Origin of the sequence: Terriglobus aquaticus, from assembly GCF_025685415.1 — a bacterium.
GTDB lineage: Bacteria > Acidobacteriota > Terriglobia > Terriglobales > Acidobacteriaceae > Terriglobus > Terriglobus aquaticus.
Genome location: NZ_JAGSYB010000001.1, coordinates 3,237,973 through 3,264,555, shown reverse-complemented (window position 1 = coordinate 3,264,555; position 26,583 = coordinate 3,237,973). Strand labels below are relative to the sequence as shown.

Sequence of the window (26,583 nt, the reverse complement as noted above, 5' to 3'; positions counted from 1 at the left end):
CTGTAAGGCGTTCCGGTTTCAGCCGCATCATACCCGCAACCCCTAAGGAGTCCACCGCTTTTTTCGACTGCTAGAGTCGGAGTTACTTGTCGTTCACCGCTGCATCGCTGCAGTCCTTGGGCGCGATCAGCGGGTTGCACCGCGCCGCCAGACCGTTCGGCAGCTCGACAATGAAATCGCTCCATTGCGACTTCTCACCCGGCGGGTAATCCGTGCTGATGATCTGTGCGCCGGAGCGCAGGGCAAGCTCGCGCCGCGTGGTGTCGTTCGTGCGCGCCTCTTCCGTGCCCTCGTCGGTGCGGGTGCGGACGATGATGCCCTGCTTCACCGACGCGTCGATCGACTCGGCCGTGCCGTTGTTCTGCTCTTCAAACGCCGACTCCGGAGTTCCCGGTGCCGAGTTGGTGAACAGCACGCGGCCGCGCAGCGCCGGATGGCCTTCCGAGTACATCGCCGTGAACTTGCGATTGTCCAGCAGGAACACTACTTTGCCGCGCGCACTCTCGAGCGTGGGCCAGCCATGCTCCGTAATGGCAGACGGCAGGTCCTTGCCGCTGCCACGCACGTCGTCTGGCGTGATCAGCTCCGCAGGCGTGAAGACGCTGCGGATCTCCTTGTCCAGAGCGTCGAACACGGCCGGCGTAAACGGCTCCGGCATGGGCGTGCCAGGCAGGTGCGGCTGCTCCTCTTTCGCTTCGATCAGCAGAAACAGCGGCACGTGCTTCGGATGCGCCTTGGACCACGCCTGCACCTCGCGCAGGCAGTCGGTGAACAGCGTGCACCGGGTGCGCTGGTCGATGCCGGTCACGTGCATCACCTTGAAGCCCGGCTGGTTCATCTTGCCGTCTGTGTTGTACGGCGGATCGGCCGGCAGCCCCGCCTTGGCAATCGCGTCGTCGGCCGCAATGTGCGCGTAGCGGCCGCCCTTCGCGTCCGCGTGCACATCGATCTCCAACTGCCGCACACCGCTGTCCAACTGCTTGGTCAGTGTGGGATGGCTGTAGTCCAGGCTACGCAGCGCCTTCGGATTCTGCTTCGCCAAAATCGCCTTTACGCCTGGCGTGAGGCCCGCGTGGTAGCTGTTGTGGCTGCCCACCACCTGGATCTGGTTCATGCGCACATCCGCCTGCGCCTGCAGCGCCAGCGTTCCGCAAAGCAGCAACGCGGCAGAGCCCATCGTCTTCCCAATCATCCGAATCATTCCTTGCATCGCGGCTCATACGCTCGCACCGCGCAGTTGCGTTCCCCGTGGAAGTGACGAAGGCCCGCACGTTGAAGACGCGCGGGCCCTGGTCGCTGAGTGTTGGTTAGAAGATCAGCTTGCCAGCCAACTGCAGCTGACGCGCCGGGTATGCCGACGTGACCGCGCCGAACGACGAGCTGCCGTAGGTGCTGTTGGGCGCCTGCAGGTTCACCTTGTTCAGCACGTTGAACGCCTCGGCGCGGAAGTCGAGGTGGACGCGTTCTGAGAACACCGGGAATTGCTTATGCACGCCCAGATCGGCCTGGTAGAACGGCGTCGACCGAACCACGTTGCGCGACAGGTTGCCCCACGGATACGTGGTCGGCAGAGCGAAGGCAGCGTTGTTGAAGTAGCCCGTGATCGTTCCACCCGTTGCCGTGCGCTTCCGGTTGATTGCGGGCGCAAAGATCGGCTGACCCGCCACGCGGTTCGGGCGATAGGTAACCAGGTCCGATACGAACAGGCCGCTGGACGTGGCGAGCGAGTAGTTGATGTTGATTGGCAGACCGCTGGTCACCTGATTCACCAGCGTCACCTGCCATCCACCCAGCACTGCGTTCACCGCGCCATTGCTGTTGCTGCCGAAGTGGCGACCGTGACCGTAGGGCAGGTCATACACCATGGACAGTGTGTCGTTCAGCGGCTGATCGTATCCGCCCGGGCCGTAGTCCTGGCTCGTGTTGCGAATGTTCACGCGCGAGTTGTCACCGTTCGCAGTTTCCAGGTGTCCGCTGGAGATGTCGAACACGCGGCTGTAGGTGAACGAGTTCAGAAGGAACAGGCCAGAGCCGAGGCGCTTTTCCGTCCGCATCTGCAGCGAGTTGTAGTTCGCCGAACCCTCGTTTGCCGCGATCTCGATCTCCTGGAAGTTCGTGATCGGACGACGGGCCTGCACATTGGGGCAGCCCGAGCTCAGGAGGCATGGCGTGGCCTGGTTGTAATCGCCCAACACCTGCAGGTGCGTGCTCTTGTTGCCAACGTAGCTCAGGTCCACCAGCCAGCCGTGGCCCAGGTCACGCTGGAAGCCGACGAAGTAGTTCTGCACGTAGCCGGTCGGGTTGTGCCGCGGGATGTAACGCGACAGCACGTTGAGCGGGTTGAAGTTCGCTGGCGAAACCAGGCCAGCCGCGTAACCCTGCTGCGTTTGGCGGAAGCAGTTTGCCTGCACCTGCGTGTCGTTCTGGCACAGCGTTGAGGGCGACGGCGTCACCTGCGAAGCGATGTTCGCGTTCACCACGTTGGGACCGTTGTACGTCAGGTTGTTTTCACCACCCGCGCGGTTCCACTGCGAGTACACGATGCCGTAGCCGCCGCGCACCACCGTCTTCGCGTCCAGCGTCTTGGCAAAGCCAAAGCGCGGCGCGAAGTTCGTGTAGTTGATGTTGACCTGCGCGCGATCGGCGATGCTGCCGTTTTTCGCCTGGATCAGTGTGCTGGTTGTCGGGTCATAGTTGGCCAGCTTGTTGTCGCGCTCATACTGCGGCGTGACAATCTCATACCGCAGGCCCACGTTCAGCGTCAGGCTGGGCGACACCTTGATGTCGTCCTGCACGTACATGAAGTTGTAGCGCTGCCGCACGTTCACAATCGCAAACGTGGTGAGCGAGTAGCCGGAGCGGTTGCCGAAGAGGAAGTCCGTCAGGTTGCGAGCTTCCTGCAATTGCGAGCTCAGGCTGGGCGCGCTGCCGGCCGGCGTGGTGTTGGTCGGGTTGGTGCAGTTCGCGACGGACAGAGCATTAGCCGCCTGGCATGCGGGGGTATTCGCAACTGCCGGATTGATCGCCGTGGAGTACAGACCCGCGTAGTTGTCCTGACCGTAGCTCGGGTTGAAGTCGTTGATCTGCGTGTTCACCTGCTGGAACTCGAAGCCGAGCTTCAGCGCGTGGCGGCCGCGGATTGTCGTGTAGTTCGCCTTGGGGTTGAAGATGGTCGGGTTCTGGAACTGCGGATTCGACGTCTGCGCGCCGAACTGGCTGAAGCCAGTGATCGCTTGTCCGTTCAGCGACCGCACGATCGTCGGGTCCGTCGGCAGGCCGTCGGTGATGCCGCTCTGCGTCAGGATGGACGCCTGGCCCACACCGATCGGCGTCTTGCCGCCCTCGTTGTGCGACCAGCCGAAGCGCAGGTCCAAGAGGCGCGTTGCCGACAGCGTGATGGTCGCGCCGCCCGCAATGTCGCGGTTCAGGATGTGGACGTTGCCGTTCGCGTTGCCACCCGCCGGCCCGGGGATACCCGGCGGCGTGAAGATGGTGGCGCGATGCTCGGAGTAGCGGCCGAACAGGCTGTACCGCGGCGAAAGCGTGTAGTCGATGCGACCGTCGCCCTTGTCGTCGTTGATCGTGCCGCGCGGCGTCGTGTTGTAGTTGTTCGCCAGCCCGGCCACGTTGTTCGCCGGCAGAGCGGCGAGCACGTTCTTGGCAAACGTGGTCATGTCGGCCTGCGGAACGACGCCCAGGTAGGTGCGGCCCGTGATCGGATTACGCAGCGGAATCGCGTTCGCCGGGTTCGACGGATCGTCGTTCACATAGAACAGGCCGGCGCGCTGGTTCGCCGTCGGCAGCGTGGACACCGTGAGCGCCTGGTTGAAGATCGTCCGGTTGCCTTCGTAATCGGTAAAGAAGAAGGCCTTGTCCTTGAAGATCGGTCCGCCGAAGGTTCCGCCAAACTGGTTGCGGATGTACTTCAGGTGCGTGCCCGGCGTGGAGAAGTAGTTGTTCGCATTCAGCGCCGTGTTGCGGTTGTAGTCGTAGGCCTTGCCGTGAAACGCGTTGGTGCCGCGTCGGGTCGACACGTTGATGACCGCGCCCGGGTTGCGGCCGTATTCCGCGGAGTAGTTGTTCGTCTCTACGCGGAACTCGTCGACAGCATCGGGCGAGGGCGGAATGTTCTCGTTTGCAAAGCCCTGGTTCGACGTGCCGTAGTTGTTGTTGTCCAGGCCGTCCAGCAGGAAGTTGTTGAAGGCAGAGCGCTGGCCGTCCACGTTGAAGCTGGCTTCGCGGCTGTCGGGCGCACCCGTCTCCAGCGCGGAGCGGCGCGTGCCCGGCGCCAGCAGCGCCAGGTCGGCGTAGCTGCGACCGTTCAGCGGCAGGTTCTCCACTTCGCGGGTGCCAATCACCTGTCCGCGCGAGCTGGTTTCCGTCTCCAACTGCGTGGGCAGGCTGTTCACCTCGACCACTTCGTTGGACGATCCAACCTTCAGGTCGGCATCCACACGCTGACGGGCGTTGACGGTGAGCGGAAAGGTCGCGCTCTCATAACGCGAGAAGCCGCTCGCCTCGGTCTGTACCTTGTAGTCGCCGATCTTGACGCTGGCGAACTCGTACTTGCCATCCTTGTCGGTCTTCACCGTCTGGGTCACGCCGGTCTCAACGTTGGTGAGCGTGACGGTGGCGTTCGCAACGGCAGCACCGGAAGCATCGCGGACGAAGCCGAGGACCGACGCGGCGTCAAACTGGGCGAAGACCGGAATGGCACAGGACAGCAAAACGGCGGCGCAGCACAGGCGAAGGCCATGCGTACGTGTGGATCGAAGAGACATACTTACTCCTGGTTCGGATACTTCCATCCTGGGGCAACGACCGTCGACTGTGGTGACAGCACGATGAAAGTCGCTTTCCGGGGCGGCACCCACAATCCACCTTCGTTAGCGCTTACGTCAAGGGTTTTTGCAGATATTTCCTGAGTCACCGCGAAGAGCGTTACCCCTGTACCAGCAAAGTCACTCCCCGCGTAGGTCCTCTGCCTTACGACCCGAGAGGTTCCTATGTCCTGACCTAACTGGAACAGAACGGCATTGGTTAGATCCTAACTATCTGCCTGACACTTTAGGCAGACCTAGGAAAAGCGTGTTTGCCGCTGCAGCCGAACCGACGCGGCCACCAGGCTGACCACCAGCACGACCGCAAGCACCGCGATCCACCGGCCGTTCATCGTCAACGCCGGTCGTTGCGCCTTCGTTGCAAGGAAGATAAACACGCCGCATGCCGTGGCGACGATCGCGTAGTCCCACCACCGCCGGCGTTCGCTGCGGTCGCCAAACTCTTCGCCTGCCTGCGCGGCGAGCGTGCGCTGGTAGTCCAGGCCGTAGCGGTCGCACTCGCGCGCCAGCGCCTGATTCACGGAGCTGTGTTCCTTCGCCGAAGCCACTGCCGTGCTCACCGCCAGCGCTCCCAGGATCATCAGCGCCGAGCCCGCAATGACGAGCATGCGATGCGCGCTGTCTGCGTGGCGCAGTTCGCCAAACACCAGCGCACCCCACGCGAGGCCCCACAACTGATTCGTGTTCGACAACGGAATGCCGCGCCCGATGCCCAGGTACTTGCAGGCGAACTGCTGAAACAGGTCGCCCACTACCCAGATCATGCCGCCCAGAAAGAGCCAGAACAACACCGGCCGAATCACGGAGAAGTGGAACGCCGGCGCGTTCGCGCCACCATCCAGCGAGTACACCAGCACCAGCATGGTCACCAGCTCGCCCACGGTAAACGCCGTGACAAACGACAACGGGTTCATGCCGCTCAGGTACGCCTTGCGGTACGGCACATACATGGTGCCCCACATCAGGCTGGCACCCAGCGCCGCCAGCAAACCGCCGCCCACGTGCGTGCCCATGCTGCTGCCCGTTTGCAGCGAGCTGAAGCCCAGCAGGATCGCCGCCGCGATGATCAGCACGGTGCCCAGCACCACCTTCGCGATGTTGCCGCGACTCGCGCCCTTCAACTCGCCAAACAGCACTCTGCCCCAAAGCAGGCCGACGAGCGAGTTCGTATTCCAAAGCGGAAACGCAATCGTCAGACCAACATCGCGCACCGCGAAGACCGTGAGCGTGTTCGCCACAGCCCACAACGCGCCGGCCAGAATCGCCCACACGATCAGGTGCTTTTTCTCAAGGAGATCCGCGAAGACGTACGTGGTTCCCTTCAACAAGGTCGGAAAGGTCCACCTTGCGGTGAACACACCCGCCACCATGCATAGAGAAATCGTGAACGGCGAGAACCCGGCCGTCACCAGCTTGGTGGGTGCCTCGGCCGCCCCCAGCCACACGCCCGCCGTCAGACCGCACAACACTCCCAGCGAGTGCAAGGATCGCAACGAGGAAGCGGCGTCTGTTCCGGTCTTCAAGCGTGGTACTCCGTTTCAGAAATCGATCGTCCGCTCAGGCACACGCGCGCTCGGCGCAAACCATCGCCGCAGCCCAAAGCGAATCAGTGCAGCCAGATCAGCAGCACGAGCCCGACGACCAGCACGGCAAGCGGAATCCAGAACTGGACGTCGCTCAAGATCGCCTTCCCCATGGGAGGCTTGCTGGAATCTCGGTTCACCATGAATGCCCCATGAAAGTACGGGAGTGCGCCGCCTTACGTCAAGGGAGAGGGCAACGCTATCGCGCGTGCACCGTCACCATGCTCGCTCCCAGCGTGGTGGCCAGCAGCTTCGATGACCGCAGCAGGACGTCGATCTGCTGAGCGTTTTCGCGGCCGTGCAGAGCGCTCTCAATTTGTGCCGCGCCCGCTTCCGAGCACACAAAGTTGCTGGCCGCCAGCGTCGCTTGCGAATCGGTGCCCTCCAGGATCATGACGCGCTTGCCCGGGTCGATATTGTGCAGGATGGAGATCACGGCATAGCCGCTCACATCGCTGCTGCTGGTGGCCACGCGGTACTCCGCCTGCTCGCCCGGGCCCGGCTGCAGGTTGCGCACCACCGCCACGTTGTCCACGGGGTCCTGCTCGATAGCCAGAGTGCGCTGGCCGCGGTACAGCGTGACCCAGGGGTTTGACGCGCTGGCGCCTACCAGCACCACGTTGTTGCTCTTGACCACGGACGGCGTGAAGTCGTGGGCCGACCCCATGACCACTTGCGCTGGCTGCCGTGTCAGCGCCAGGATGCTCCTCGCCGCCTCAAAGTCGCCAATGCTGCCGCTGTTGCGCGCCAGCATGGTTGCGATCGCCGCGCGGGTCGACGGGTCCAGGGTCGGATCGTTCGCAGCGTCGCGGTACCGGTAATTCAGGTAGTCCTGCAGGCTCACCGCCTTGTGGGTCAGGCTGCGGATCACGGCATAGCTGCTATCCGCCAGCACGACTTCCGTTCCGCTGCCGGGCGCCAGGAAGTCGCCCCAGATAGCAAGCAGCGGTGCCGTTTGCTGCCAGGGTTCGCGGCCGTGCCGCAGCAGCATGGCTCCGGTCAGAGCCGCCAGGCAGAGGCATATCGTGACCAGCACCAGCGTCCGCACGTCGCGGAACCAGGACCGGGCGGGAGCGCCCTCAACCGGCGCGAGTCGATCCGCGAACGTGTGCCGGAGAGCGTCGCTGGGTACCGGCTCCCGCAGCTCGTCGGCGACAAAGGCGGGCCCGTTACCGGGAGGTGCAACAGAGGCCACGACCGTCGGAACGGTTTCCGCGGCCTGCACCGCGTCCGCCTCACGGGGATGGAAGACCAGCGTGTAGCCGCCGCGCGGCATCTCGCATACCAGGGCCTCCCCGGCACCCTCCTCCAGGAAGTACTGCTCCAGCCGGCGGCGAAGGTCACCCGCCGAAACCCGGACGATGTTGTCCGCACCCGTGTCGTAATTGGCGGCACGGTGAAACACCGCCGTCCCCACCTCGTGCTCGGGCACGGGCGTTCCCGGGTGGTGGATGCTGCGGTCGGCCACGAATCGGAGGAAGTCGCGCAGCCGCACGGTGCGGCGAAACTGCTGGCTGGCGAGCACCCGCTCCACCAGCGCCCACTGCGCCTCTGCCTGCGGATTTCGGGTTTGGTGCGCCGCGACCATGGTGTGCCTGCTGGCAATTTACCTGGGGTGAGATCTGCTGAATTCCCAGCAAAACCGCCGAAGTTACGGTCAATTCACCGTAAATCCTGTTGCCACCTGTATCTCTATCTTCGCAGAATCTCTCGCAATCGTTCCACCACACAGGACCTTGCGCGCAACGTGTTCCCGGCGCAGCAGTCCGGCGTTCCACCCATTTCAAGGAGACCCATGCGCCTCTCGATCTCGGCGGTCACCCGCACCGCTCCTCTTCTCTCCCTGGTCATGCTGGGCGGCATCGCCCACGCCCAGGGCACCACCGGCGTCATCTCCGGCACTGTCACGGACGCCGGCGGCGCCGTCGTTCCCGGCGCGCAGGTCACCGTCACGCAGACTGAAACCAACGAGTCGCGCACCGTCACCTCGTCCGGCTCCGGGACGTATGTTCTGCCGCAACTGGCGCCCGGCACGTATCGCGTGCGCGTTACGGCCCCGGGGTTCGGCACCTTTGAACAGACCGGTTTCGTTCTCAGCATCGATCAGCGCGCCGAGATCAACCCCAGCCTCAAGATCGGCACGGAGCAGACCACCGTCGACGTCTCGGCCACGCCGCCGGCCATCCAGACCGAGGACTCTTCGGTAGGCCTCGTCATCGACGCTGCCACGATCCAGGCCACGCCCCTGAACAGCCACACCAGCGTCATCGGCCTCCTGCAGCTCGCTCCGGGCGTGCAGAACGCCGGTGCCCAGGACCAGGTGCCCAACCGCGGCGTGACCCCGGCCTTTGGCTCCGGCAGCCGCAACAGCTATGGTGGAGCCAACTTCACGCTGGACGGCATCCGCAACGTCTACATCACCCTGCAGCGTCCGCTGGCGGAGATCCCACCGCTGGACTTGGTCGGCCAGTTCAAGGTGATCACCAACGGCGCCGCCGCCGAGTTCAACCAGCCCAACCAGGTAGTCGTCGTCAGCGCCAGCGGCACCAACAAGCTGCACGGCGAGCTGGTCGAGTACAACCGCGGCAAGGGCACCTCGGCGAAGAATTACTACTTCCAGAACAACCAAGCCCCGGCCCGGCCGAATTACGAACGCAACGAGTTCGGCGGCAACGTGACGGGACCCATCATGTTCCCGCACTACAACGGCCACGATCGCTCCTTCTTCACGTTCGGCTATGAGAAGTTCCTGCTGGATCAGGCCGCCGTAAAGAACACCGTGCAGCCCACGCTGGCAATGCGCAACGGCGACTTCTCAGCGTTTTCCGGCGGAATCATCGACCCGCTCACGGGCCTGCCGTTCCCGAACAATCAGATTCCGCAGGCCCGCCTGAGCAAGCCCGACCTGGCGCTGATGAACCTGCTGATGCCCCTGCCAACTGCCAACACCGCGCCCGGCGCAGTGAATACGTCGGAGCAGGTGCCGTACAGCCAGAGCATTCGCCGCTACTTCTTCCGGCTGGACCACAACATCAACAGCACCAACCAGATTCGCGGCACGTTTTTGAAAGCCTTCTACGGCCCGGTGCCCACTGTGGGCAACGATAGCCTGCAGGGCGGTCTTTCAGCCGACGGCGAAGTGTCCACCTACGGCATCGTGGGCTGGACTCACACTTTCTCACCCACGCTGTTGCTTGACGTGAACCTGGGCTACACGCATATCCCGGTCTTCCGCACGCCGCAGAACGTGAACACGAACTTCAGCGCAATCATCCCGGGGCTTGGACCGCAGGCCATCCAGGGCGCGCCGACCATCAACATCACAAATATCCAGGGCATCTCTGAGACGGGATCGCGCGACCTGGAGCAGGACATGCAGGGTGTGGCTTCGCTGACCAAGATCGCCGGCCGTCACTCCATCAAAACGGGCCTGTCGTACGTGTTCGACAATCACTTCAACGTGGCCGCGGCGGGCAGCATCCCCGGCACGCCAGCACGAGGCGCGTACAACTTCTCCGGCGTGTACTCCAAAGTCGCATTCGCCGACTTCCTGCTCGGCTATCCCAGCAGCACCCAGCAGCCGCTGCCCTCCGCTATCAGCTACCGCAATCCCAGCAACGAGATCGGGCTGTACGTGCAGGACGACTTCAAGGCCACGCCCAAGCTGACGCTGAACTACGGCCTGCGCTACGACCTGCAGGTCTTCCTGGACAACCCCTACGGCACCAACTCCACGTGGGTGCCGAGCCTGAACAAGGTCGTGGTCTTCGCCTCGCAACTGCCCGCGTCGACCATTCCGGCCTACGCGCCCTACGTCACGCTGGGCACGGCAGCCGGTCTGGGTCACAGCCTGTTCGGCTACCTGGGTCAGGATAAGAACAACATCTCGCCGCGGTTCGGCTTCGCCTACCAGCCGGCGCACAACACGGTGGTGCGCGGCGCCTTCGGCATCTACTACAACCTGTTGCCGGCTTCGTACCAGCAGGCCCTGGCCTTCACCAACTTCCCGTTCTCCGCGGCGAACACGTTCACCCAGCCCACGGGAACCAAGCCGACGTTCACCATGGACGCGCCGTTTAGTCTGACCGGCGCAACCGGTGCCAACCCGACCGTGACCGCCGTGCACAAGCCTGTCACGCCCTATACCGAGCAGTACAACCTGGCCATCGAACACCAGTTCCCGCTGGGCCTCGACCTGCGCGTGGGCTACGTGGGCCAGAGCGCACGCAAGCAGAACAACTACGGCGGCAGCGGCAATGTGAACCGCGATCTGAATGCGGTGCTCCCGGCTCCCGGAGCGATTCAGCCGCGGCGTCCGTTCCAGCCCTTTTCCACCATCAGCTACGCCATGGAGCCGCTCTTCTTCAGCAACATGAACGCGCTCGAAATCGGCCTGCACAAGCAGCTCTCCAAGGGCCTGCAGGTGAACGCCGAGTACCAGTTTGTGCGCGTGCTGGGCGAAGAGAACTTCCAGAACACGTTCACCCCCAACGATTCCTACGGGCCCATCGGCGGCATCACGCCCCAGGTCTTCTCCGTCAGCTACTCGTATGAGCTGCCGTTCGGCCACGGCCGGACCTTCGCCGGCAACCTGAACCCGGTGGTCGACAAGTTCATCGGTGGATGGCAAATCTCCGGCATCACGAACGCGCAGACGGGTCAGCCGTTCAGCGTGACGAACACCACCAGCGCAACGGGTGGCGTGGGCACAACGCGCGCCAACCGGGTTCCGGGGGTGCCGCTGTACCCGAGCAAGCGCACCAAGCAGCAGTGGTTCAACACGGCTGCCTTCACCGCACCCGCGTCGCAGTTCACCTACGGCAACTCCGCTTACAACCTCCTGCGCGGCCCCGGCTATCAGGACTGGGACATGAGCCTGGTGAAGAACACGTACTTCGGCGAGCGCTACCGCGTGCAGTTGCGCGCCGAGTCGTTCAACATCTTCAACCACCCCAACTTCGGCACGCCCAACGCCTCGGTCTCCAGCCCCGGGTCGCTCGGCACCATCACCAGCACCACGGGCTTCAACCGCACGGTGCAGTTCGGCTTCAAGTTCAACTTCTAACCCTTCGCCTCGGGGCAGCGCTTATGCTTGGCGCTGCCCTTTCTTTTCGACCCCTTTTGGCAAGAGGCTGATGATGCGATCTGTGAAGACCGGGCTGGCCATTGCGCTGACCCTCACCTGCGGCGTGCAACACGCGCCCTCATTCGCGCAGGACCGCGGCCACATGGCGCAGTCGGACGCGCCCGTCGACCTGGTGCACCCGCTGGTCGGCACCGCGAATGACGGCCAGACCTTTCCCATCGCCGGCGTTCCCTTCGCCATGTCCGACTGGACACCGGAAACACGGCCCGACGAAACCAAGTGCATCGCGCCGTACTACTACAACGACGCGAGGATCTCCGGCTTCCGCGGATCGCACTTCCTGAGCGGCTCCTGCGCGCAGGACTACGGCAGCTTCACCGTGATGCCGCTGCGCGATGCGACGAAGCTCACGCCTGCGGAGCGTGCCTCTGCCTTCTCGCACTCGACGGAACACGCCACGCCCTACCGCTACAGCGTCGACCTGGCGGACAGCGGCATTCACGCCGAGATGACCGGCACGCTGCACAGCGGCATCCTCGAGTTCCGCTATCCCACCGACGCGAACTCCGCGACCATCGTGCTGCAATCGAACCTGCGCCTCGGCGAGAACCGTGTCGATATCGACGCCGCGCACGGCGAGATCACGGGCAGCAATCCGGTCTACCGCATCTACGCCGGCAACGGCCAGCCCGCCGGCTTCTCCGGCCACGCCGTGCTGCAGATCGACGCTCCCATCCGCAGCTTCGGCACGTTCAACGTCGCCGTGGACAGGTCGATCGGACCGGGGATTAGCTGGATGGGCGGCAACACACCTGTTGGCGCTTACGTCACCGTGGACCTGCCACCCGACCACATCGTTCGCGTCCGCATCGGCACCTCGTTCGTCAGCGTCGACGAAGCTCGCCACAACCTCCAAGCCGAGATCCCCACCTGGAACTTCGACACCATCGCTGACCGCGCAAAGGCCGCCTGGCAGCAGCAGCTCGGCCGCATCAGCATCGCCGGCAACCACGCGGACCGCACAGTTTTCTACACCGCGCTGTACCACGCCAGCCTGGTGCCCCGCACCTTCAGCGACGTGAGCGGAACCTACCCGCGCTTTGCCGACGGCACCCACATTGAGCACACGGCCGGTACCTACTACGACGACTACTCCGTCTGGGACACCTTCCGCGCCGTCCACCCGCTCTACACGATCCTCGACCCGCAGCGCGACTCCGCCATGGTCGAGTCACTCATCCTCAAAGGCGAGCAGGGCGGCTTTCTGCCCATCTTCCCCGCATGGAACAGCTACACCTCGGAGATGATCGGCGACCACATCGCCGCGATCGTCACCGACGCGTACATCAAGGGCATTCGCGGCTTCGACACGGCCTCTGCCTGGCGCCTGATCTACCAGAACGCCACCGTCACGCCGCCGCGCGACCAGTACGTTCTGGGCAAGGGCCGCCGCGCGCTCGACGACTACAGCGCGCTTGGTTACATCCCGCTCGAAAACCCGGTCAGGGACGCCTTTCACAAGGGCGAACAAGTCTCGCGCACGCTGGAGTACGCCTACGACGATTTCGTCGTAGGCGAGCTTGCCGCGGCGCTCGGCCACACCGCCGAAGCCGCCGCGATGCACAAGCGCTCCGCCAACTGGCACAACGTACTCGACCCGGAAACCGGCTTCGCGCGCGGCCGCCATCGCGACGGCACCTGGGACTCGCCCTTCGACCCGACCAAGCCCTACCACTACATCACCGAGGGCCTGCCCTACCAGTACACCTTCTTCGTTCCGCAGGATGTTCCGGGCCTGATCGCCGCGGTCGGCGGCAACGCGGCATTCGTGGAGAAGCTGGACGGCCTGTTCGATGGCGGCTTCTACAACCACGGTAACGAGCCCAGCCACCACATCGCCTACCTGTACAACTTCGCCGGTGCGCCTGCGCAGACGCAGCGTCGCGTACACGATGCCCTGCTCGCCAATTACAAGGACGGCCCCGGCGGCTACACCGGCAATGACGACGCCGGCCAGATGTCGGCCTGGTACGTCTTCTCCGCGCTCGGCTTCTACCCCGTTACGCCGGGCACGCCGCAGTACCAGATCGGCACGCCACGCTTCGACCACATGACCCTGCACCTGCCCGGCGGCAAGGCGCTGCACATCAACGCTCCGGGCGCCGAGGCCGGCAGCATCTACGTGCGCTCGGTCTCGCTCAACGGCAAACCTCTGCACCGCTGGTACCTCCTGCACTCCGAGATCGTGAACGGCGGCACGCTCGACTTCACCATGGCGTCGAAACCTCCGGTCGCATCCGCTTCACCGGCACAGTAAGACAAACGCGAAAGGCACCACATGAACACGCTCGTAAGAAACTGCGCCACGCTGGGTGCTGCACTCCTCGTTGCCGGATCGCCCGCGCTTCTGCAGACCTCGCTGCACGCGCAAACTCCGCGCCACGTCACGGTAAAGAGTCTCACGCCCTACCAGCTTGACCTCTACACGCGCTCGATGGATCTCTCCGCGCAGGCTTTCGATTCAACGGCACATCTCATCCGCCGGCCCACGCAGAGCCACTCGAATTCGCGCGGCGGCTACATGGTTCGCGAGTCCAGTTGGTACGCGCTTGGCCTGTTGATGCGCGATCAGCCCGGCGACCGCGAACTTGCCGCGACCATCTTGCGCACGGTGCTGGCCAACCAGTACACGACCCCCGGTAAGAAGTGGTACGGCACCTTCAAGCGCACGCCCGAGGAGCCGGAACCACTCGTCGGCGAAGTGCAATTCCGCGGCTACGACCCCAACTGGCGCCACTTCATCGGCACCACTTTCCAGATGATCCTGATTGAGTACCCCGACCGCATCCCCGCCGACCTGGCAAAGGCGCTGGAGCAGTCTATCGAGACCGCGGTGACCGGCGAAATCCAGGACGGTCGCCTGAAGGAAAGCTATAGCAATATCGCGCTCATGTACGGCGTGGAGTGGGAGTTTGCCGCACAGCGCTCCAACAACGCCGAATGGAAGCAGAAGGCAGCCGCGTGGAACGCCGAGGTGTTTCGCCTCTTCCGCGAGCACAACACCTTCTACGAGTACAACGCGCCCACCTACTACGGCGTGGACCTGTACGGTCTGCAGCTTTGGAATCGCTACGGCATCGCGCCCGCCACGCGACAGATGGGCAGCACCATGCAGGCCACACTGTGGCGCGACATCGCCGACTTCTACAACCCGTTGCTGCGCAACCTGTGCGGGCCGTACGACCGCAGCTACGGCATGGACATGGAGAAATACGTCTCCGTGACCGGTGTGTGGCTGCGTACGGTGCTGCCAGCGAAACAGGCGCCGCTGCCCGAAGCTCCCACGCTCGCCACCGATCACGTCGCCGACCTGTGGTTCGCGCCGTTTCTCTCAATCCTTGGCACGGAGATCCCCGCCGACGCCATGGCGAAGTTCCGCACCTTTGCCGGTCCGCACTTCATCACGCGCACCATCGACGCCCAGCGCACCGCGACGGCGTCCGTGGGCCGCGACCTGATCTACGGTGCTGAAGCCACCAGCCTGACCAAAGACGCCGGCCACGCCACCCAGTTCCACCCCGTTACCGCGCAGTGGCGCACCCCGGCACGCAGCATTGGCTGGATCCGTCTGACGCAGTCGCCCAACATCGATGCCGTGGCGGACAGCAAAGGCATCACCATCACCACGCACGGCAACGTCGACTTCATGCTCGACGCGCAGGGCGCCGATGCCGCTGCCGTCCAGGCCAACACCTGGACATTGCCCGGCTTGCGCGTCGCCGTCTCGACCGACGGCGCCGTGACCTCAGAACCGAAACAGACCGAGGCCGGCGAACCCGGCGTCGCCGTCCACTTCCGCAACACGAACCACATCCGACTCGACTTCACCCGCACCAGGTAGCGCAAATAGTCTGGGCCCGCAGGGTCCTGACCGGACCGCCCACATCAGCGAGAGCTCGAGGTGCTGCCCGAGTATCGCTGCCTCTGCTTTCGTGCAATCAGCGCTAAGTCCTGATTTTAAAATGATTTGCGGGTAAGTACCTTTCCAAGAAGAACTTGCAGACGTCGACGCTCCTAAGCGCCGCCACAAGAAGAACTTGCAAAAACGACGGAGGGGGAGGGGTCAGCCTACGGCTGGCCCATGCCGCCGCCGGCGCCATAGATGTTGCCGGTCGTGTACGACGCGTCCTGCGACGCCAACTGCACGTAGATGCTCGCCAGTTCCGCGGGCTGGCCTGCGCGCTTCAGCGGGTAATTGCCGCCGAAATTGCGCCAGTGCTCTTCCGTCGCTCCGCCGGAAATCTGCAGCGGCGTGTAGATCGGCCCGGGCGCCACGCCGTTCACGCGAATGCCCTTCGGCCCGAACTGCTTGGCCAGCGACTTCACGAAGTTCATCGTCGCCGCCTTGGTCTGCGCGTAGTCGTACAGATTTGCGGCCGGATCGTACGCCTGTTCGCTGGTGGTCGCGATGATCGCCGACCCCGGCTTCAGGTGCGGCAGCGCGGCCTTGATGATCCAGAACGGAGCGTAAATATTCGTCTTCATCGTCCAGTCGAACAGCTCCGTGGTCATGTCCGCGATCGACTCTACCTGGTGCTGACGGCCGGCGTTCGACACGACGATGTCGAGCCCGCCAAGCTGCTGCACCGTCTGCTCCACCAATCGCTTGCAAAAGTTCTCATCCCGCAGGTCGCCCGGGATGAGCGCCGCCTTGCGTCCGGCCTGACGAATCAACTGCGCCACCTGCTGCGCATCCGGCTCTTCCGCAGGCAGATAGTTGATGGCCACATCCGCACCCTCGCGCGCGTACGCGATCGCAGCCGCGCGCCCCATGCCCGAGTCGCCTCCCGTGATGAGCGCCTTGCGGTCCAGCAGCCGGCCCGAGCCCTTGTAGCTGGTCTCGCCGTGGTCCGGCGGAGGCGTCATCTTGCTCGCCAACCCCGGCCACGGCTGAAACGGGCTCGTGTACGGCGGCTTCGGGTACTTGGACGTGGGATCAGCCACAGGCTGCGCCGTAGCGTCGGCTGCGGAAGTCTGCGCAGCAGCCGCCGCACCGGGCAGCGTGGCCGCAGCAATACCAGCACCAAGGCCACCTACCAACCGCCGACGCGAAAGAATGTTGTCACTCATGAGAAACTCCTGGTCCGAACACAATGAAAGAAGGAGCGCGGCAGGATAGCGGCGCGCACGGATTGCCTTCCGTTGGTTGCTCAGGCGAGAGTTCCGGGTTGCGTGCCAAACCAGAGCCAAGGCGCGACTCGCACGACCTCATAAGAATGTTGGCCTGTCCTGAACCGAACAACTCTGATCGAGGGCGTGAGTTGAAGCTTGTGCAAACGACGAAAGCCCCGGATTACTCCGGGGCGTCGCCTAGTTTGATCCAGCTTAGAAGTTGAGCCGCAGCTGGAATTCGGTTGTACGCGGTGCGCCCTGCGAGAAGGTGCCGATACCGCGGACAGTTCGGTAGTTGTTCTTATTGAGGAAGGCGTTCGTGACGTCAGCATTCACGTCACCCGTGACCGAGCCGGTGTTCACCGAGGTGAGGACGCCCGAAGGCCCACCGTAGTTTGCGAGGTTGAGAGCGTTGTAGAAGTTCACCTGAGGTTCCAGGCTTACCGACTCAGGCAGGAAGCGCAGAACCGAGTGATTGATTGGGTAGGCCAACGACGCATCCAGCTGACGGTAGGGGCTGTTCTGGAATACAGCGCCTCCCGGCTGACGCAACGTGGGCATAACAGCTCCGATGGACCGCATCTGACCCAGATTCAACACGCCAGCATTGACAAGCGCCTGACCGGCGGGCGTCAGCTGATTTGCGTACTTAGCGTTGTACTGGGTGATCTGGTTGCCTACATCGCCAGGATGCACCTTGCGCATGTAGGAGCCAGGGTTGGTGCCCGGCAGAAGGTCTCCCGTCGTGCCGTCACCGGTGAAGTCGGTCTGGAAGATCTGACCGACACCGCCGCCGTCCTGCGTGTCGAGTGTCAGGTTGGTCGCCGTCGGGGATTCGAAGTGACCGATGAAGGACAGGCGCGGCCCGTACTTGATCGTCGAGGTCAGGCCGAAGGAAAGGATGTGGGTCCGATCAAGCCCGCCGTAACCGATGTAACGGGTCGGGTTGCGCTGATCGAAAGTCCCGGCGAGGAAGAACTGATCTGACGAACCGGCGCCAGAGGTGCTGATAAACCGGGAGTAAGCGTAGGAGACCTCGACCGTGCTGGCCAGAATGCCCGGCAACGGATGAGTGGCCTGCTGACGCAGGTTAAGTTGCAGACCGTCATAGCCGGACTTGCCATTCGGGAACGAGAAGTTGCCCACGCCAACAGCAGGATTGTTACCAGCGAAAGCGGCACCAGTGTTCGCCGTGAGACCCGGGTATGCCTCGTACGGGTAGTTCTGTAGATACGGATCGGTTGTGGTGCCTAGACCGTTGGAAGCGAAGTCGCTGATGGTTGCGCCGTTCGCGATGGCGCAATCCGCAGCAGCGGTAACGCCTGTGGCTGTGCAACCGAAGCCGGCGGCCGTGCGAAGCACAGCATTGCGCGCTGCTGTCGCGTTCAGCGTAGAAGCGTCACCAACATGGTTGGCGTCGATGGACTGGGCAATCCGCAGAGTGCCAATGTGGACATAGTCAGCGGTGACAACCACACCCTTGGCAATCTGCTGCTGAATGCCGAAGTTCATGTTGAGGGAGTACGGAGTTTTCTGATTCGGAGCAAATAGAGTCGCTCCTACGTCTGTGGTCTCGAGGAAGTTACCAATGTAGTTAGGGTTGGCTCCCACGCTGGACGCCGAGGCAGACTTCAGCTGATTCGAGAGAGCAAGGATTTCCGGTGCTGCCTGTCGCATCGGGGCGCCGCAAACCGTTGCGATGGAGGTACCATCGGGCGTCGTCGTTACCTGACCACGGCCAGGGATTGTGACGGAGTTACCGTAAGGACCGCAAACGGGCTGATCCGCAAAGAATCGCCCGGTCTGCAGTTTGTACGGCCGATCAAACAGGATGTTGTTGAAGACGGAGTTCTCGAAGAACACTCCGAAACCACCCCGAAGGCTTGTCTTGCCATTGGCTGCGGGCGGTGCATAGTTGAAGCCGATCTGCGGGCCAACGTTCTTGTTCGGCTGGTTGATGCGGTCGCCCAGACCGGGACCAAACAGGTCAAGGAGGTGCGCGCTGCCAGTGCAGGGAGCGTTCGGGAATGTGCCGGGATCGATGGTCGAGCAGAGCAAAGGCTGCAGATCAGAGTCCGTACGACCCGTATCACGGTTGTAGCGGGCACCAAAGGTGAGCGTGAAGTTCGGCGTCATCTTCCAGGTGTCGTTGATGTAGATACCGATGCGCCAGTCACCCTGACCACCACCGGGGAAGCCGAACTGTGGGATTTCCGTCGAGAGTCCCTGACCATTGCCGAGCAGAGCGTAGTAAGGGTGATACCCGTTCACCAGGTCACTTGCACAAGGCGCGGCGCCGACAACACCATTGCAGCCCTTACCCGTGCCGCCCTTGAATTGCGAAACCGAGGACGTGCTGAGAACGATGTAGGGCTGACTGTAGAAACTGGCGAAACCGCCAGCCAAAATCCGGTTCATCTCGCCGCCGAAGCGGATATTATGCGCACCCCGGGTAAACGAACCGTCGTAGCGTACCTGCTTGTCGGACTGGAAGGTCTGCTGTGGCGCGTTTGGATTGCCGCCAGTACGTAGGCCTTGGGAGGTAAGGCTGACGCCTACGCCGGGAAACGGGTTGTAGATGCCATTGTTACCTAGGGTCGCATCCACCAGGAGGTTGTGGAACTTTTCGTAGGAAGCACGAAGGCTGTGGGTAAAGCGACCGGTAACGAAGTCGGCACCGCCGGCCAGCGAAGGCACGTTATCCCGGTTTGCGTACGGCTGGTAGTACCCTGGCCCGATGCCGGCAGTAAAGGAGTTCACCTCATATGCGGCGCGAGCGAACATGTGAATGGCATGCGGCCCGTTATAGTCCAAACGAAGTTGCGAGAAGGTGTCACGCGCCGGTGTAGAAACCTGAGGATAGGTCGTGAGCAACGACGCGAACAGGCCAGTGGAGAGAACCGCAGAAGGGGAAGCCAGATCCTGCTTGATGCGCTCGCCACCGCCGTAGAAGAATAGCTTGTCCTTGATCAGCGGCCCGCCGAAGTATCCACCGAACTGGTTGCGCTGGAACGGAGCATCTTGCCCTTTAACCCGTGCAAAAAGAGCCCTGTGGTCCTGGAAGTTGTAGAAGGCATTACCGTGGAAACTGTTCGTTCCGGAGCGGGTCGAAGCGACAACAGACCCTGAGGAGGTGAGCGGCACAGACGGATCGGCGGTGGAGCGGTTCACCTGCATTTCCCCAACCGCACCAGAAGGCACATTAATGATCGTAGAACCTACGTTTTCGTCGGTAATGTCCTGACCGTCGAGGAGGATACGGGTAGTACGTCCGGAGACGCCGCTGAAGCTCAGGGCAGAGTAACCGGCCTTAGTCGGATCGAAGCCGCCTGCGGAGTAGTCAGCATTCTGCAGCTGAACGCCGGGCTGCAACTGGGCGTAATCAAGGAAATTGCGGCCGTTTACCGGCAGCTGATCGAAATCCTTTGAGTTCAAGACACCGGACACCGTCGCCTGATCCGTGTTGATCCGGACATCGCCAGTCGTCACTTCCACCGTGGTTCCCGAATCACCGAGCGTCAACTTGGCGTTGCCGCTCGTCGCGGTACCCGTTGAAACGGTCGTGTTCACGGTCAACTGCTGAAACCCGGGAGCCACAATCTGGATGCTGTAGCGACCCGGATTCAGCGGACCAGCGGCATAGAAACCACTTGCATCGGTGTGCGTCTTCGCGGATACACCTGTATCTGTTCCGGTGATGGTGACTTCCGCATTCGGGACCCGAGCGCCGCTCGGATCGGTCACTGTTCCCTGGATGGAACCGCCATTAATCGAGATTGCCTGTGCGAACAGAGACGGAGCAGGGATAGCAACAGCGCCGGTGAGTGATACCGCCGCAAGTGCAAGTCCTAGGAGATTCTTCTTCAAGATGGATGTCCTCGAGGTAGCGATGAGCGATGACAACACTGCGCGGCCATGTGAGAGCCAGACCGCGCTGAAATTGATTTTGCTGAGAAGGTTGCACGTAGGTTGCCAAAGCCGAGGAGCCGGAGAACGCCTGTTTTCAACAACCTATTTGGCTCGTCGGGATGACTCGCTGGGGGAGAATCCCGATTTTCATAGATTCTTCAAAAAGTCATAGCGCTTTCACGGGCGGTTTGCTTTTCCAAGTGACGAAAAGGCGATCTATGCTGGCCGGATGAATGTGTCGCTGTATTCGGTGCGGCCAGGGCGGAGCCACTCGGCCGAACTGGACGGCATGGTCACGGCGTACCTGCGGCGCCTGGGCGGATCGTGGAAGGCGGACAGCCGCGTGTTCCGGACGGAGGTGGCGCTGCTGGAGGAGGTCGCCGCCGATCGCCGGGACGGTGCCACGCGATGGATGCTGGATAGCAGGGGCAAGGCGCTCAGCTCAGAGGGTTTGGCGCAGGCGCTGGACCGCCTGCGGAACAACGGGGTGCGCCGCCTGGTTGCTGCGGTGGGCCCGGCGGACGGATGGTCCGCGGAGGCGCTGGGCGGATTGCAGGGCAACGACATGCTGCTGTCGCTGGGTCCGCTGACCCTGCCACACGAGTTGGCGCGGTTGGTACTGGCGGAACAGGTGTATCGGGCGACGACGATCCTGGCGGGGCATCCTTACCACCTGGGCCACGAATAGCCGGGAACCGGCGGGAACAGGAGCGCAATGGAAGCGGTGGAGAGCAGGAGACAGGGGCTGGTGCTGATACACACCGGTCCGGGCAAGGGCAAGACGACGGCTGCGCTGGGCGTGGCCATGCGGGCGCTGGGCTGTGGCATGCGCGTGCTGGTGCTGCAGTTTCTGAAAGGCTCGTGGGATTACGGCGAGCTGCATGTGAGTGAGGGCTTTGGCGGGCGATTTCAGATCCGGCAGCTTGGCCGCGGTTTTGTGAAAGTGGGCGGAGCGGAGACGGATCCGGAGGACCTGCGGCTGGTGGCCGAGGGCTGGGCCGAAGCCGTGCGAGAGATCGACTCTGGCACGTGGGACGTGGTGGTGCTGGACGAAATCCTGTACGCCATCAGCTACGGGATGCTGGAAGCCGAGGCCGTGGCCGCAGCGCTGCGCGACCGGCCGCCGCTGCTGCACGTGATGCTGACCGGGCGCAACGCGCACCCGGCGCTGGTGGAACTGGCCGACACGGTGACCGAGATGCGCGAGGTGAAGCATGCCTACACGCGCGGCATTCTGGCGCAGCGCGGAATCGAGTTCTGACGCGAACCGTGACCCTTTAGGCTGTGGGTATGCGTTTGTCTACCCGTGTGCTCTCGCCTGTCGCTTCGTTGCTGCTGTTCTGTGCTGCTGGGTTGCCCGCTGCGTTCGCGGCGAAGAAGCCCGCTCCGACCGCGGAACTGAGCCGGACCGTGCATGCGGACATGGACTTCCTGGCGGCGGACGAGATGCATGGCCGCGGATCGCTTACGCGCGACGAGCACCTGGCAGCACAGTATTGCGCCAGCGTCTTCGAGTCCCTTGGCTTGAAAGGTGCGGGAGACAACGGCAGCTTTCTGCAGAAGATTCCGGTCACGCTGAGCGAACGCGCGCAGAAGCGGATTGCCCGCTATGAAGACGTGCCGCGCGCCAGCACATGGAACGCGATCGCTACGCTGCCCGGTAGCGATCCCACGCTGAAGAGCGAGGTGGTGCTGCTGACGGCGCATTTGGATCACCTGGGCGTTGCGGCACAGCCGGTGAATGGAGACAGCATCTACAACGGCGCGGACGATGACGCCAGCGGCACCACCGCGGTGCTGAACCTGGCGCGCGTGCTGGCGCACGGACCGGCGCCCAAGCGCACGGTCATCTTTGCGCTGTTCGGGTCAGAGGAGCTGGGCGGCTACGGTGCTCGCGGTTTCCTGGATCACCCGCCGGTGCCGCTGACGAGCATCGTGGCGAACCTGGAGTTCGAGATGATCGGACGGCCCGACCCGGCAGTGCCAGAGGGCACGCTGTGGCTCACCGGATACGAGCGCAGCAACCTGGGACCGACGCTCGCCGCGCACGGTGCGCACCTGGTCGCCGATCCACACCCGGATCAGCACTTCTTCGAACGCAGCGACAACATTCAGTTGGCGCGGCAGGGAACCATCGCTCAGACGGTCAGCAGCTTTGGCCTGCACAAGGATTACCACCAGGTGAGCGACGAGATCGGGACTATTGACTTCACGCACATGGTTGCCGCGATTCAGAGCATGGAAGGTCCGGTGCGCTGGCTGGCGGACACCAAGTGGAAGCCCGAGTGGAAGCCCGGCGGCAAGCCGGAGCCGACCGCGCCGCGGCAGTAGAAGGCGCGGCCGCTCGCGCTAGACGATCAGTCGCGGAACGCGGTCGCTGATGCCGCAAAGCACTTCGTACACGTTGGTGCCCGCGAGACGAGCGTGTTCCGCCGCGGAAATCGCCAGGGCGCCGTCGCGGCCCAGCAGCGTTACGGCGTCGCCGACCGCGGCCTCAGGAATCGCGCTCACGTCGACAACGGACAGGTCCATCGACACGCGGCCGACGATGGGGGCGCGACGGCCGTGCAGCAGCACGGCAGAGCCCTCGACCGCGTTGGTAGAGGAGAGCGCACGACGGAAGCCGTCGGCGTAACCGACAGGCAGCAACGCCACGCGCATGGGCCGGGCAGTCACGTAGGTTGCGTTGTAGCCCACGGTCTCGCCGCGTCCCAGATCGCGCAGGCTGACGATGCGCGTCTTCCAGACCAGTGCGGGTTCGATGGCGGCGAGGTGCGAGACCGGTTCCGCCGCGCCCTGGTGCAGCGGCAACGCGTAGCCGTAGAGAGCCAGGCCGGCGCGCGTCATGAGCTGCGGCGCGGTGCGGCCCAAGGCGGCCAGCGTGGATGGCAGCGTGGGCAGCCACGCCGCCGTCTCGGCGCTGTCTACGCCGGAGGTGTTGCCGGCGTGCAGCAGCGCTGGGGTGAGGTCGGCTTCGTGTGCCTGGTGCAGCGCGGCTTCGAAGCGCCGCTGCTGTTCGCGGTTCTGCGGATCGTCGACCACCTCGGCCGAGGCAAAATGTGTCATCAAGGCTTCGAGCTGAAGATGGTGCGAAGCCTGCAGCGCGGCCAGCAGGACAGCCAGTGCCGGGCCCGGTGCGACGCCTTGGCGCGCCATGCCGGTATCGACTTCGACGTGAACGGCGAAGCTGCGGGGCGGCACACCCCGCCGGGCCGCTTCCTCTTCCAGCAGGGCAAGCTGGTATGGCTCCCACACCACTGGCGTGAGCGCGTGATCGAAGCAGGCAGCGGCCTCGTGCTGCCACACGCCGCACATGATCAGGATGCGCGCTTCGGCGTCGGCAATGCCGGCGGCCCGCAGGGCGTTGCGCACGGTCACGCCCTCCTCCACCGCGGTCACGCCGAACCAGCGGGCGCCGGCGCCAAAGAGCACGGGCGCGCACTCGGTGGCGCCGTGACCATACGCGTTGGCCTTCACCACGGCCAGCACCTTTATGCCCGGTCCCGCCGCCGCGCAGAGCCGCCGGTAGTTGGCGCAGAGGGCACCGGAGGAAACTTCAGCCCACACCGGGCGCGTGTGCTGAACCGCAACAGGACGCATCGGTTCTATGCTACCGAGTCCTCCGCGGGCGCTCTTTCGAAAGGCAGCTTGCCAAGAATCGATGCTCCTTTTCTGAACGCGTTCAAATATCTTGCAACCCGGTGCAGCCCTGCTCCATCCTAGTTTTTGAACGCGTTCAGAATGGCAGCATGAGCAGGCGGGCGAAAGCGCCGCACGAAAACGAGCAGGAAGCACCAGCCGAAAGGAGCCAAGTATGTACGTCCCGATTTGCTACTTCAGCTATCTCCTCATCAGCATTGCGCTGACCGTGTGGGTGGCACGCACCCTGCATAGCAGCGGCCGCGTGTTCCTGGTGGACGCTTTTCACGGCAACGAGGCGCTGGCCGACAGCGTGAACAGCCTGCTGGTGGTCGGCTTCTACATGATGAATCTTGGGTATGTGGCGCTGTACCTGAAGACCGGCGATCCCCTGCAGAACCTGCGCGCGGTGATTGAACTGGAGAGCGCCAAGCTTGGCGCGGTCATGCTGGTGCTGGGCATCGTGCACTTCCTGAACATCCTGGTACTGACGCGCATGCGGAACCGGCAAGGGATGACTGCCTACGCGGGCAGTGTGGTTCCTTCGATCGCTGCGGGACCGGCAACTGCATTCGCCGCTGCGGACCAGGTGCGTGCGTGAGCCGCAACGCTCGGGACGGTGAACCGGAGACTCGGACTGCGGCGCCCGCGGCCTCTCGCAAGTCTAAGGAGACGCGGGCACGCATCCTCCAGGCCGCGCTCGGTGTCTTTCGCGAGCGCGGCTTTGAGGCGGCCACCATGCGGGAGGTGGCCGCCGCCGCCGGCATGGCGGTAGGAGCGGCGTACTACTACTTCCCCGCAAAAGACGCGATCGTGCTGGCGTTTTATGAGGAAGCGCAGCACACGATGCAGCCCGCGCTGGAAGAGGTGCTGGCGAGGAAGGCTCCGTTGGAAGAGACGCTGCGCGGGATCATCCGGGTAAAACTCCAAACCTTTGCCGAGAACCGGCAGTTGATGAGCGCTCTGGCATCGCATGTGAATCCGCGGGCGCCTGTGTCGCCGTTCAGCCCGGACACCGCGGCGATCCGCGAACGCGACCAGGCCTTCTTCGAGCAGGCGGTCGCGCAGGCAAAGGTCAAGCTGCCGAAGAACATCGCGCCGTACCTGCCGCGGCTCTTGTGGCTGTACCAGATGGGCATTCTACTGTTCTGGGTATTCGACGAATCGCCCGAGCAGCACCGCACCACCGCGCTGCTGGACGGCACGCTGAAAATGCTGACCATCACACTACGGCTGGCCGCGCTGCCGCTGCTGCGGCCGCTGCACCGTATTGCCGGAGACCTGCTGGAGGTGGTGTATGGCAAGTGACACGAAGCAGGCCACGCAGGAGCAAACCGCGCAGACAACCATGGCCGAGCGAACGTCTCGCCGCATTGTAATACCGGGCGGTAGCGGGCATGTGGGCGAACTGCTTGCGGAGCACTTCCATGCTCGCGGCGACAAAGTAACTGTGCTGAGCCGAAACCCGCACCAGCAGCCAAAACGGCCATGGACGGTGCTGCCGTGGGATCCCGCGAAAGACGGCGACTGGATCGACGCCCTCGACGGTGCGGATGCGTGCATTCACCTGAGCGGGCGCAGCGTGAACACACGCGCCACCGCAAAGCAACGCGACGAGATCTACCACTCGCGAATCGACACGACGTCGCGGCTGGGGGCGGTAATGCGACGTCTGCGGCACGCGCCGCCGGTGTGGTTGAACGCGAGCACGGCGACGATCTACCGCCACTCCCTGGACCGCGCGCAGGACGAGTTCAGTGGTGAAGAGGGTGGTCACGAGGCGGGCGTTCCGAAGTCGTGGGCTTTCAGCGTGAAAGTCGGCCTCGACTGGGAGGCGGCGCTGTTTGAGCATGCCATGCCGAGGACGCGCCGCGTTGCGCTGCGTACGTCGCTGGTGATGAGCCCGCAGCCGGGCAGCATCTTTGCCGTGCTATCTCGGCTGGTACGGTTCGGCCTGGGCGGCACCAACGGCAAAGGCACCCAACGCGTGAGCTGGATGCACGCCGAGGATTATGTTCGCGCGGTGGAGATGCTCCTGGAGGACGAACGCTGGGACGGTGTTGTGAACCTGTCGGCACCGGAGGCGCCCACGAACCGCGACTTCATGCGCACACTTCGCAAAGCCTGGGGTGTGCGCTTCGGCCCACCCGCGCCGGAGTGGGCGATTCAGATTGGCACGTTCCTGCTGCGCACCGAGCCGGAGCTGGTGCTGAAGAGTCGCTGGGTGTATCCGGGGCGTTTGGAACGCGAAGGCTTCCCGTTCCGATATGCCGACTGGCAAAGCACTGCCACGGATCTGGTCCGTCAAATGCGGGCGACCACGGAGAAACGCCAGGGGTAGAACTTCGCTGCA

At 63.6% G+C, this 26,583-nt stretch carries 17 protein-coding genes; 9 read left to right on the top strand and 8 right to left on the bottom strand.

Annotated elements, in window-relative coordinates:
• Nucleotides 1-82: 82 nt before the first annotated feature.
• The 5 genes from OHL12_RS13535 to OHL12_RS13515 form a co-directional block, all read right to left on the bottom strand.
• The gene (locus tag OHL12_RS13535; RefSeq protein ID WP_263414346.1) at nucleotides 83-1,192 is read right to left on the bottom strand and encodes a phosphatidylinositol-specific phospholipase C1-like protein; all 1,110 of its coding nucleotides are present in this window, start codon (nucleotides 1,190-1,192) and stop codon (nucleotides 83-85) included.
• A 115-nt stretch (nucleotides 1,193-1,307) separates the two neighbouring features.
• Complete coding sequence (locus OHL12_RS13530; RefSeq protein ID WP_263414345.1) at nucleotides 1,308-4,781, bottom strand: TonB-dependent receptor; 3,474 nt, start codon at nucleotides 4,779-4,781, stop codon at nucleotides 1,308-1,310.
• Nucleotides 4,782-5,077: 296 nt separating this feature from the next.
• A complete protein-coding gene (locus OHL12_RS13525; RefSeq protein ID WP_263414344.1) occupies nucleotides 5,078-6,364 on the bottom strand; it encodes a GRP family sugar transporter in 1,287 nt (428 codons plus the stop codon).
• 83 nt (nucleotides 6,365-6,447) lie between these two features.
• The gene (locus tag OHL12_RS13520) at nucleotides 6,448-6,537 is read right to left on the bottom strand and encodes a translocated intimin receptor Tir (protein ID WP_263414343.1); all 90 of its coding nucleotides are present in this window, start codon (nucleotides 6,535-6,537) and stop codon (nucleotides 6,448-6,450) included.
• Between the two features lie 86 nt (nucleotides 6,538-6,623).
• Nucleotides 6,624-8,012: a hypothetical protein gene (locus tag OHL12_RS13515; RefSeq protein WP_263414342.1), complete on the bottom strand. Its 1,389-nt coding sequence runs from the start codon at nucleotides 8,010-8,012 to the stop codon at nucleotides 6,624-6,626.
• A gap of 207 nt (nucleotides 8,013-8,219) precedes the next feature.
• On the opposite strand from OHL12_RS13515, the gene OHL12_RS13510 reads away from it, so the two are divergent.
• The 3 genes from OHL12_RS13510 to OHL12_RS13500 all read left to right on the top strand — a co-directional run bounded on the left by OHL12_RS13510 (nucleotide 8,220) and on the right by OHL12_RS13500 (nucleotide 15,411).
• Complete coding sequence (locus OHL12_RS13510; RefSeq protein ID WP_263414341.1) at nucleotides 8,220-11,489, top strand: TonB-dependent receptor; 3,270 nt, start codon at nucleotides 8,220-8,222, stop codon at nucleotides 11,487-11,489.
• A gap of 70 nt (nucleotides 11,490-11,559) precedes the next feature.
• A complete protein-coding gene (locus OHL12_RS13505; RefSeq protein ID WP_263414340.1) occupies nucleotides 11,560-13,827 on the top strand; it encodes a GH92 family glycosyl hydrolase in 2,268 nt (755 codons plus the stop codon).
• Between the two features lie 21 nt (nucleotides 13,828-13,848).
• Complete coding sequence (locus OHL12_RS13500; RefSeq protein ID WP_263414339.1) at nucleotides 13,849-15,411, top strand: hypothetical protein; 1,563 nt, start codon at nucleotides 13,849-13,851, stop codon at nucleotides 15,409-15,411.
• Between the two features lie 227 nt (nucleotides 15,412-15,638).
• On the opposite strand, the gene OHL12_RS13495 is transcribed toward OHL12_RS13500, so the two are convergent.
• The gene (locus OHL12_RS13495) at nucleotides 15,639-16,640 is read right to left on the bottom strand and encodes an SDR family oxidoreductase (protein ID WP_263414338.1); all 1,002 of its coding nucleotides are present in this window, start codon (nucleotides 16,638-16,640) and stop codon (nucleotides 15,639-15,641) included.
• Nucleotides 16,641-16,895: 255 nt separating this feature from the next.
• Nucleotides 16,896-20,549 carry a TonB-dependent receptor gene (locus OHL12_RS13490; RefSeq protein ID WP_263414337.1) on the bottom strand — a complete coding sequence of 1,218 codons (3,654 nt, stop codon included), beginning with the start codon at nucleotides 20,547-20,549 and terminating at the stop codon, nucleotides 16,896-16,898.
• A gap of 271 nt (nucleotides 20,550-20,820) precedes the next feature.
• Here OHL12_RS13490 and OHL12_RS13485 point away from each other — a divergent pair, with 271 nt between their 5' ends.
• Genes OHL12_RS13485 through OHL12_RS13475 form a run of 3 tightly spaced genes read left to right on the top strand, consistent with a single transcriptional unit; the run spans nucleotide 20,821 to nucleotide 22,922 of the window.
• The gene (locus tag OHL12_RS13485; protein ID WP_263414336.1) at nucleotides 20,821-21,279 is read left to right on the top strand and encodes a 23S rRNA (pseudouridine(1915)-N(3))-methyltransferase RlmH; all 459 of its coding nucleotides are present in this window, start codon (nucleotides 20,821-20,823) and stop codon (nucleotides 21,277-21,279) included.
• Between the two features lie 27 nt (nucleotides 21,280-21,306).
• The gene (cobO, locus tag OHL12_RS13480) at nucleotides 21,307-21,852 is read left to right on the top strand and encodes a cob(I)yrinic acid a,c-diamide adenosyltransferase (protein ID WP_263414335.1); all 546 of its coding nucleotides are present in this window, start codon (nucleotides 21,307-21,309) and stop codon (nucleotides 21,850-21,852) included.
• A gap of 29 nt (nucleotides 21,853-21,881) precedes the next feature.
• On the top strand, nucleotides 21,882-22,922 hold the full coding sequence (locus tag OHL12_RS13475) for a M28 family peptidase (RefSeq protein WP_263414334.1): 1,041 nt from the start codon (nucleotides 21,882-21,884) through the stop codon (nucleotides 22,920-22,922).
• Between the two features lie 18 nt (nucleotides 22,923-22,940).
• Here OHL12_RS13475 and alr read toward each other — a convergent pair whose 3' ends face one another.
• Nucleotides 22,941-24,191 (bottom strand): alanine racemase, encoded by a 1,251-nt coding sequence (gene alr, locus OHL12_RS13470; protein ID WP_263414333.1) that lies wholly within the window; start codon nucleotides 24,189-24,191, stop codon nucleotides 22,941-22,943.
• 214 nt (nucleotides 24,192-24,405) lie between these two features.
• Between alr and OHL12_RS13465 the strand changes: the two genes are divergently transcribed.
• The 3 genes from OHL12_RS13465 to OHL12_RS13455 are packed head-to-tail and all read left to right on the top strand — an operon-like array spanning nucleotide 24,406 to nucleotide 26,571.
• Nucleotides 24,406-24,831: a hypothetical protein gene (locus tag OHL12_RS13465; RefSeq protein WP_263414332.1), complete on the top strand. Its 426-nt coding sequence runs from the start codon at nucleotides 24,406-24,408 to the stop codon at nucleotides 24,829-24,831.
• Nucleotides 24,828-25,538, top strand: a complete 711-nt coding sequence (locus OHL12_RS13460; protein ID WP_263414331.1) for a TetR/AcrR family transcriptional regulator — start codon at nucleotides 24,828-24,830, stop codon at nucleotides 25,536-25,538. The genes OHL12_RS13465 and OHL12_RS13460 overlap by 4 nt, the downstream gene beginning before the upstream one ends.
• A complete protein-coding gene (locus tag OHL12_RS13455; RefSeq protein WP_263414330.1) occupies nucleotides 25,528-26,571 on the top strand; it encodes a TIGR01777 family oxidoreductase in 1,044 nt (347 codons plus the stop codon). Before OHL12_RS13460 ends, OHL12_RS13455 begins: the two co-directional genes overlap by 11 nt.
• Nucleotides 26,572-26,583 lie beyond the last annotated feature (12 nt).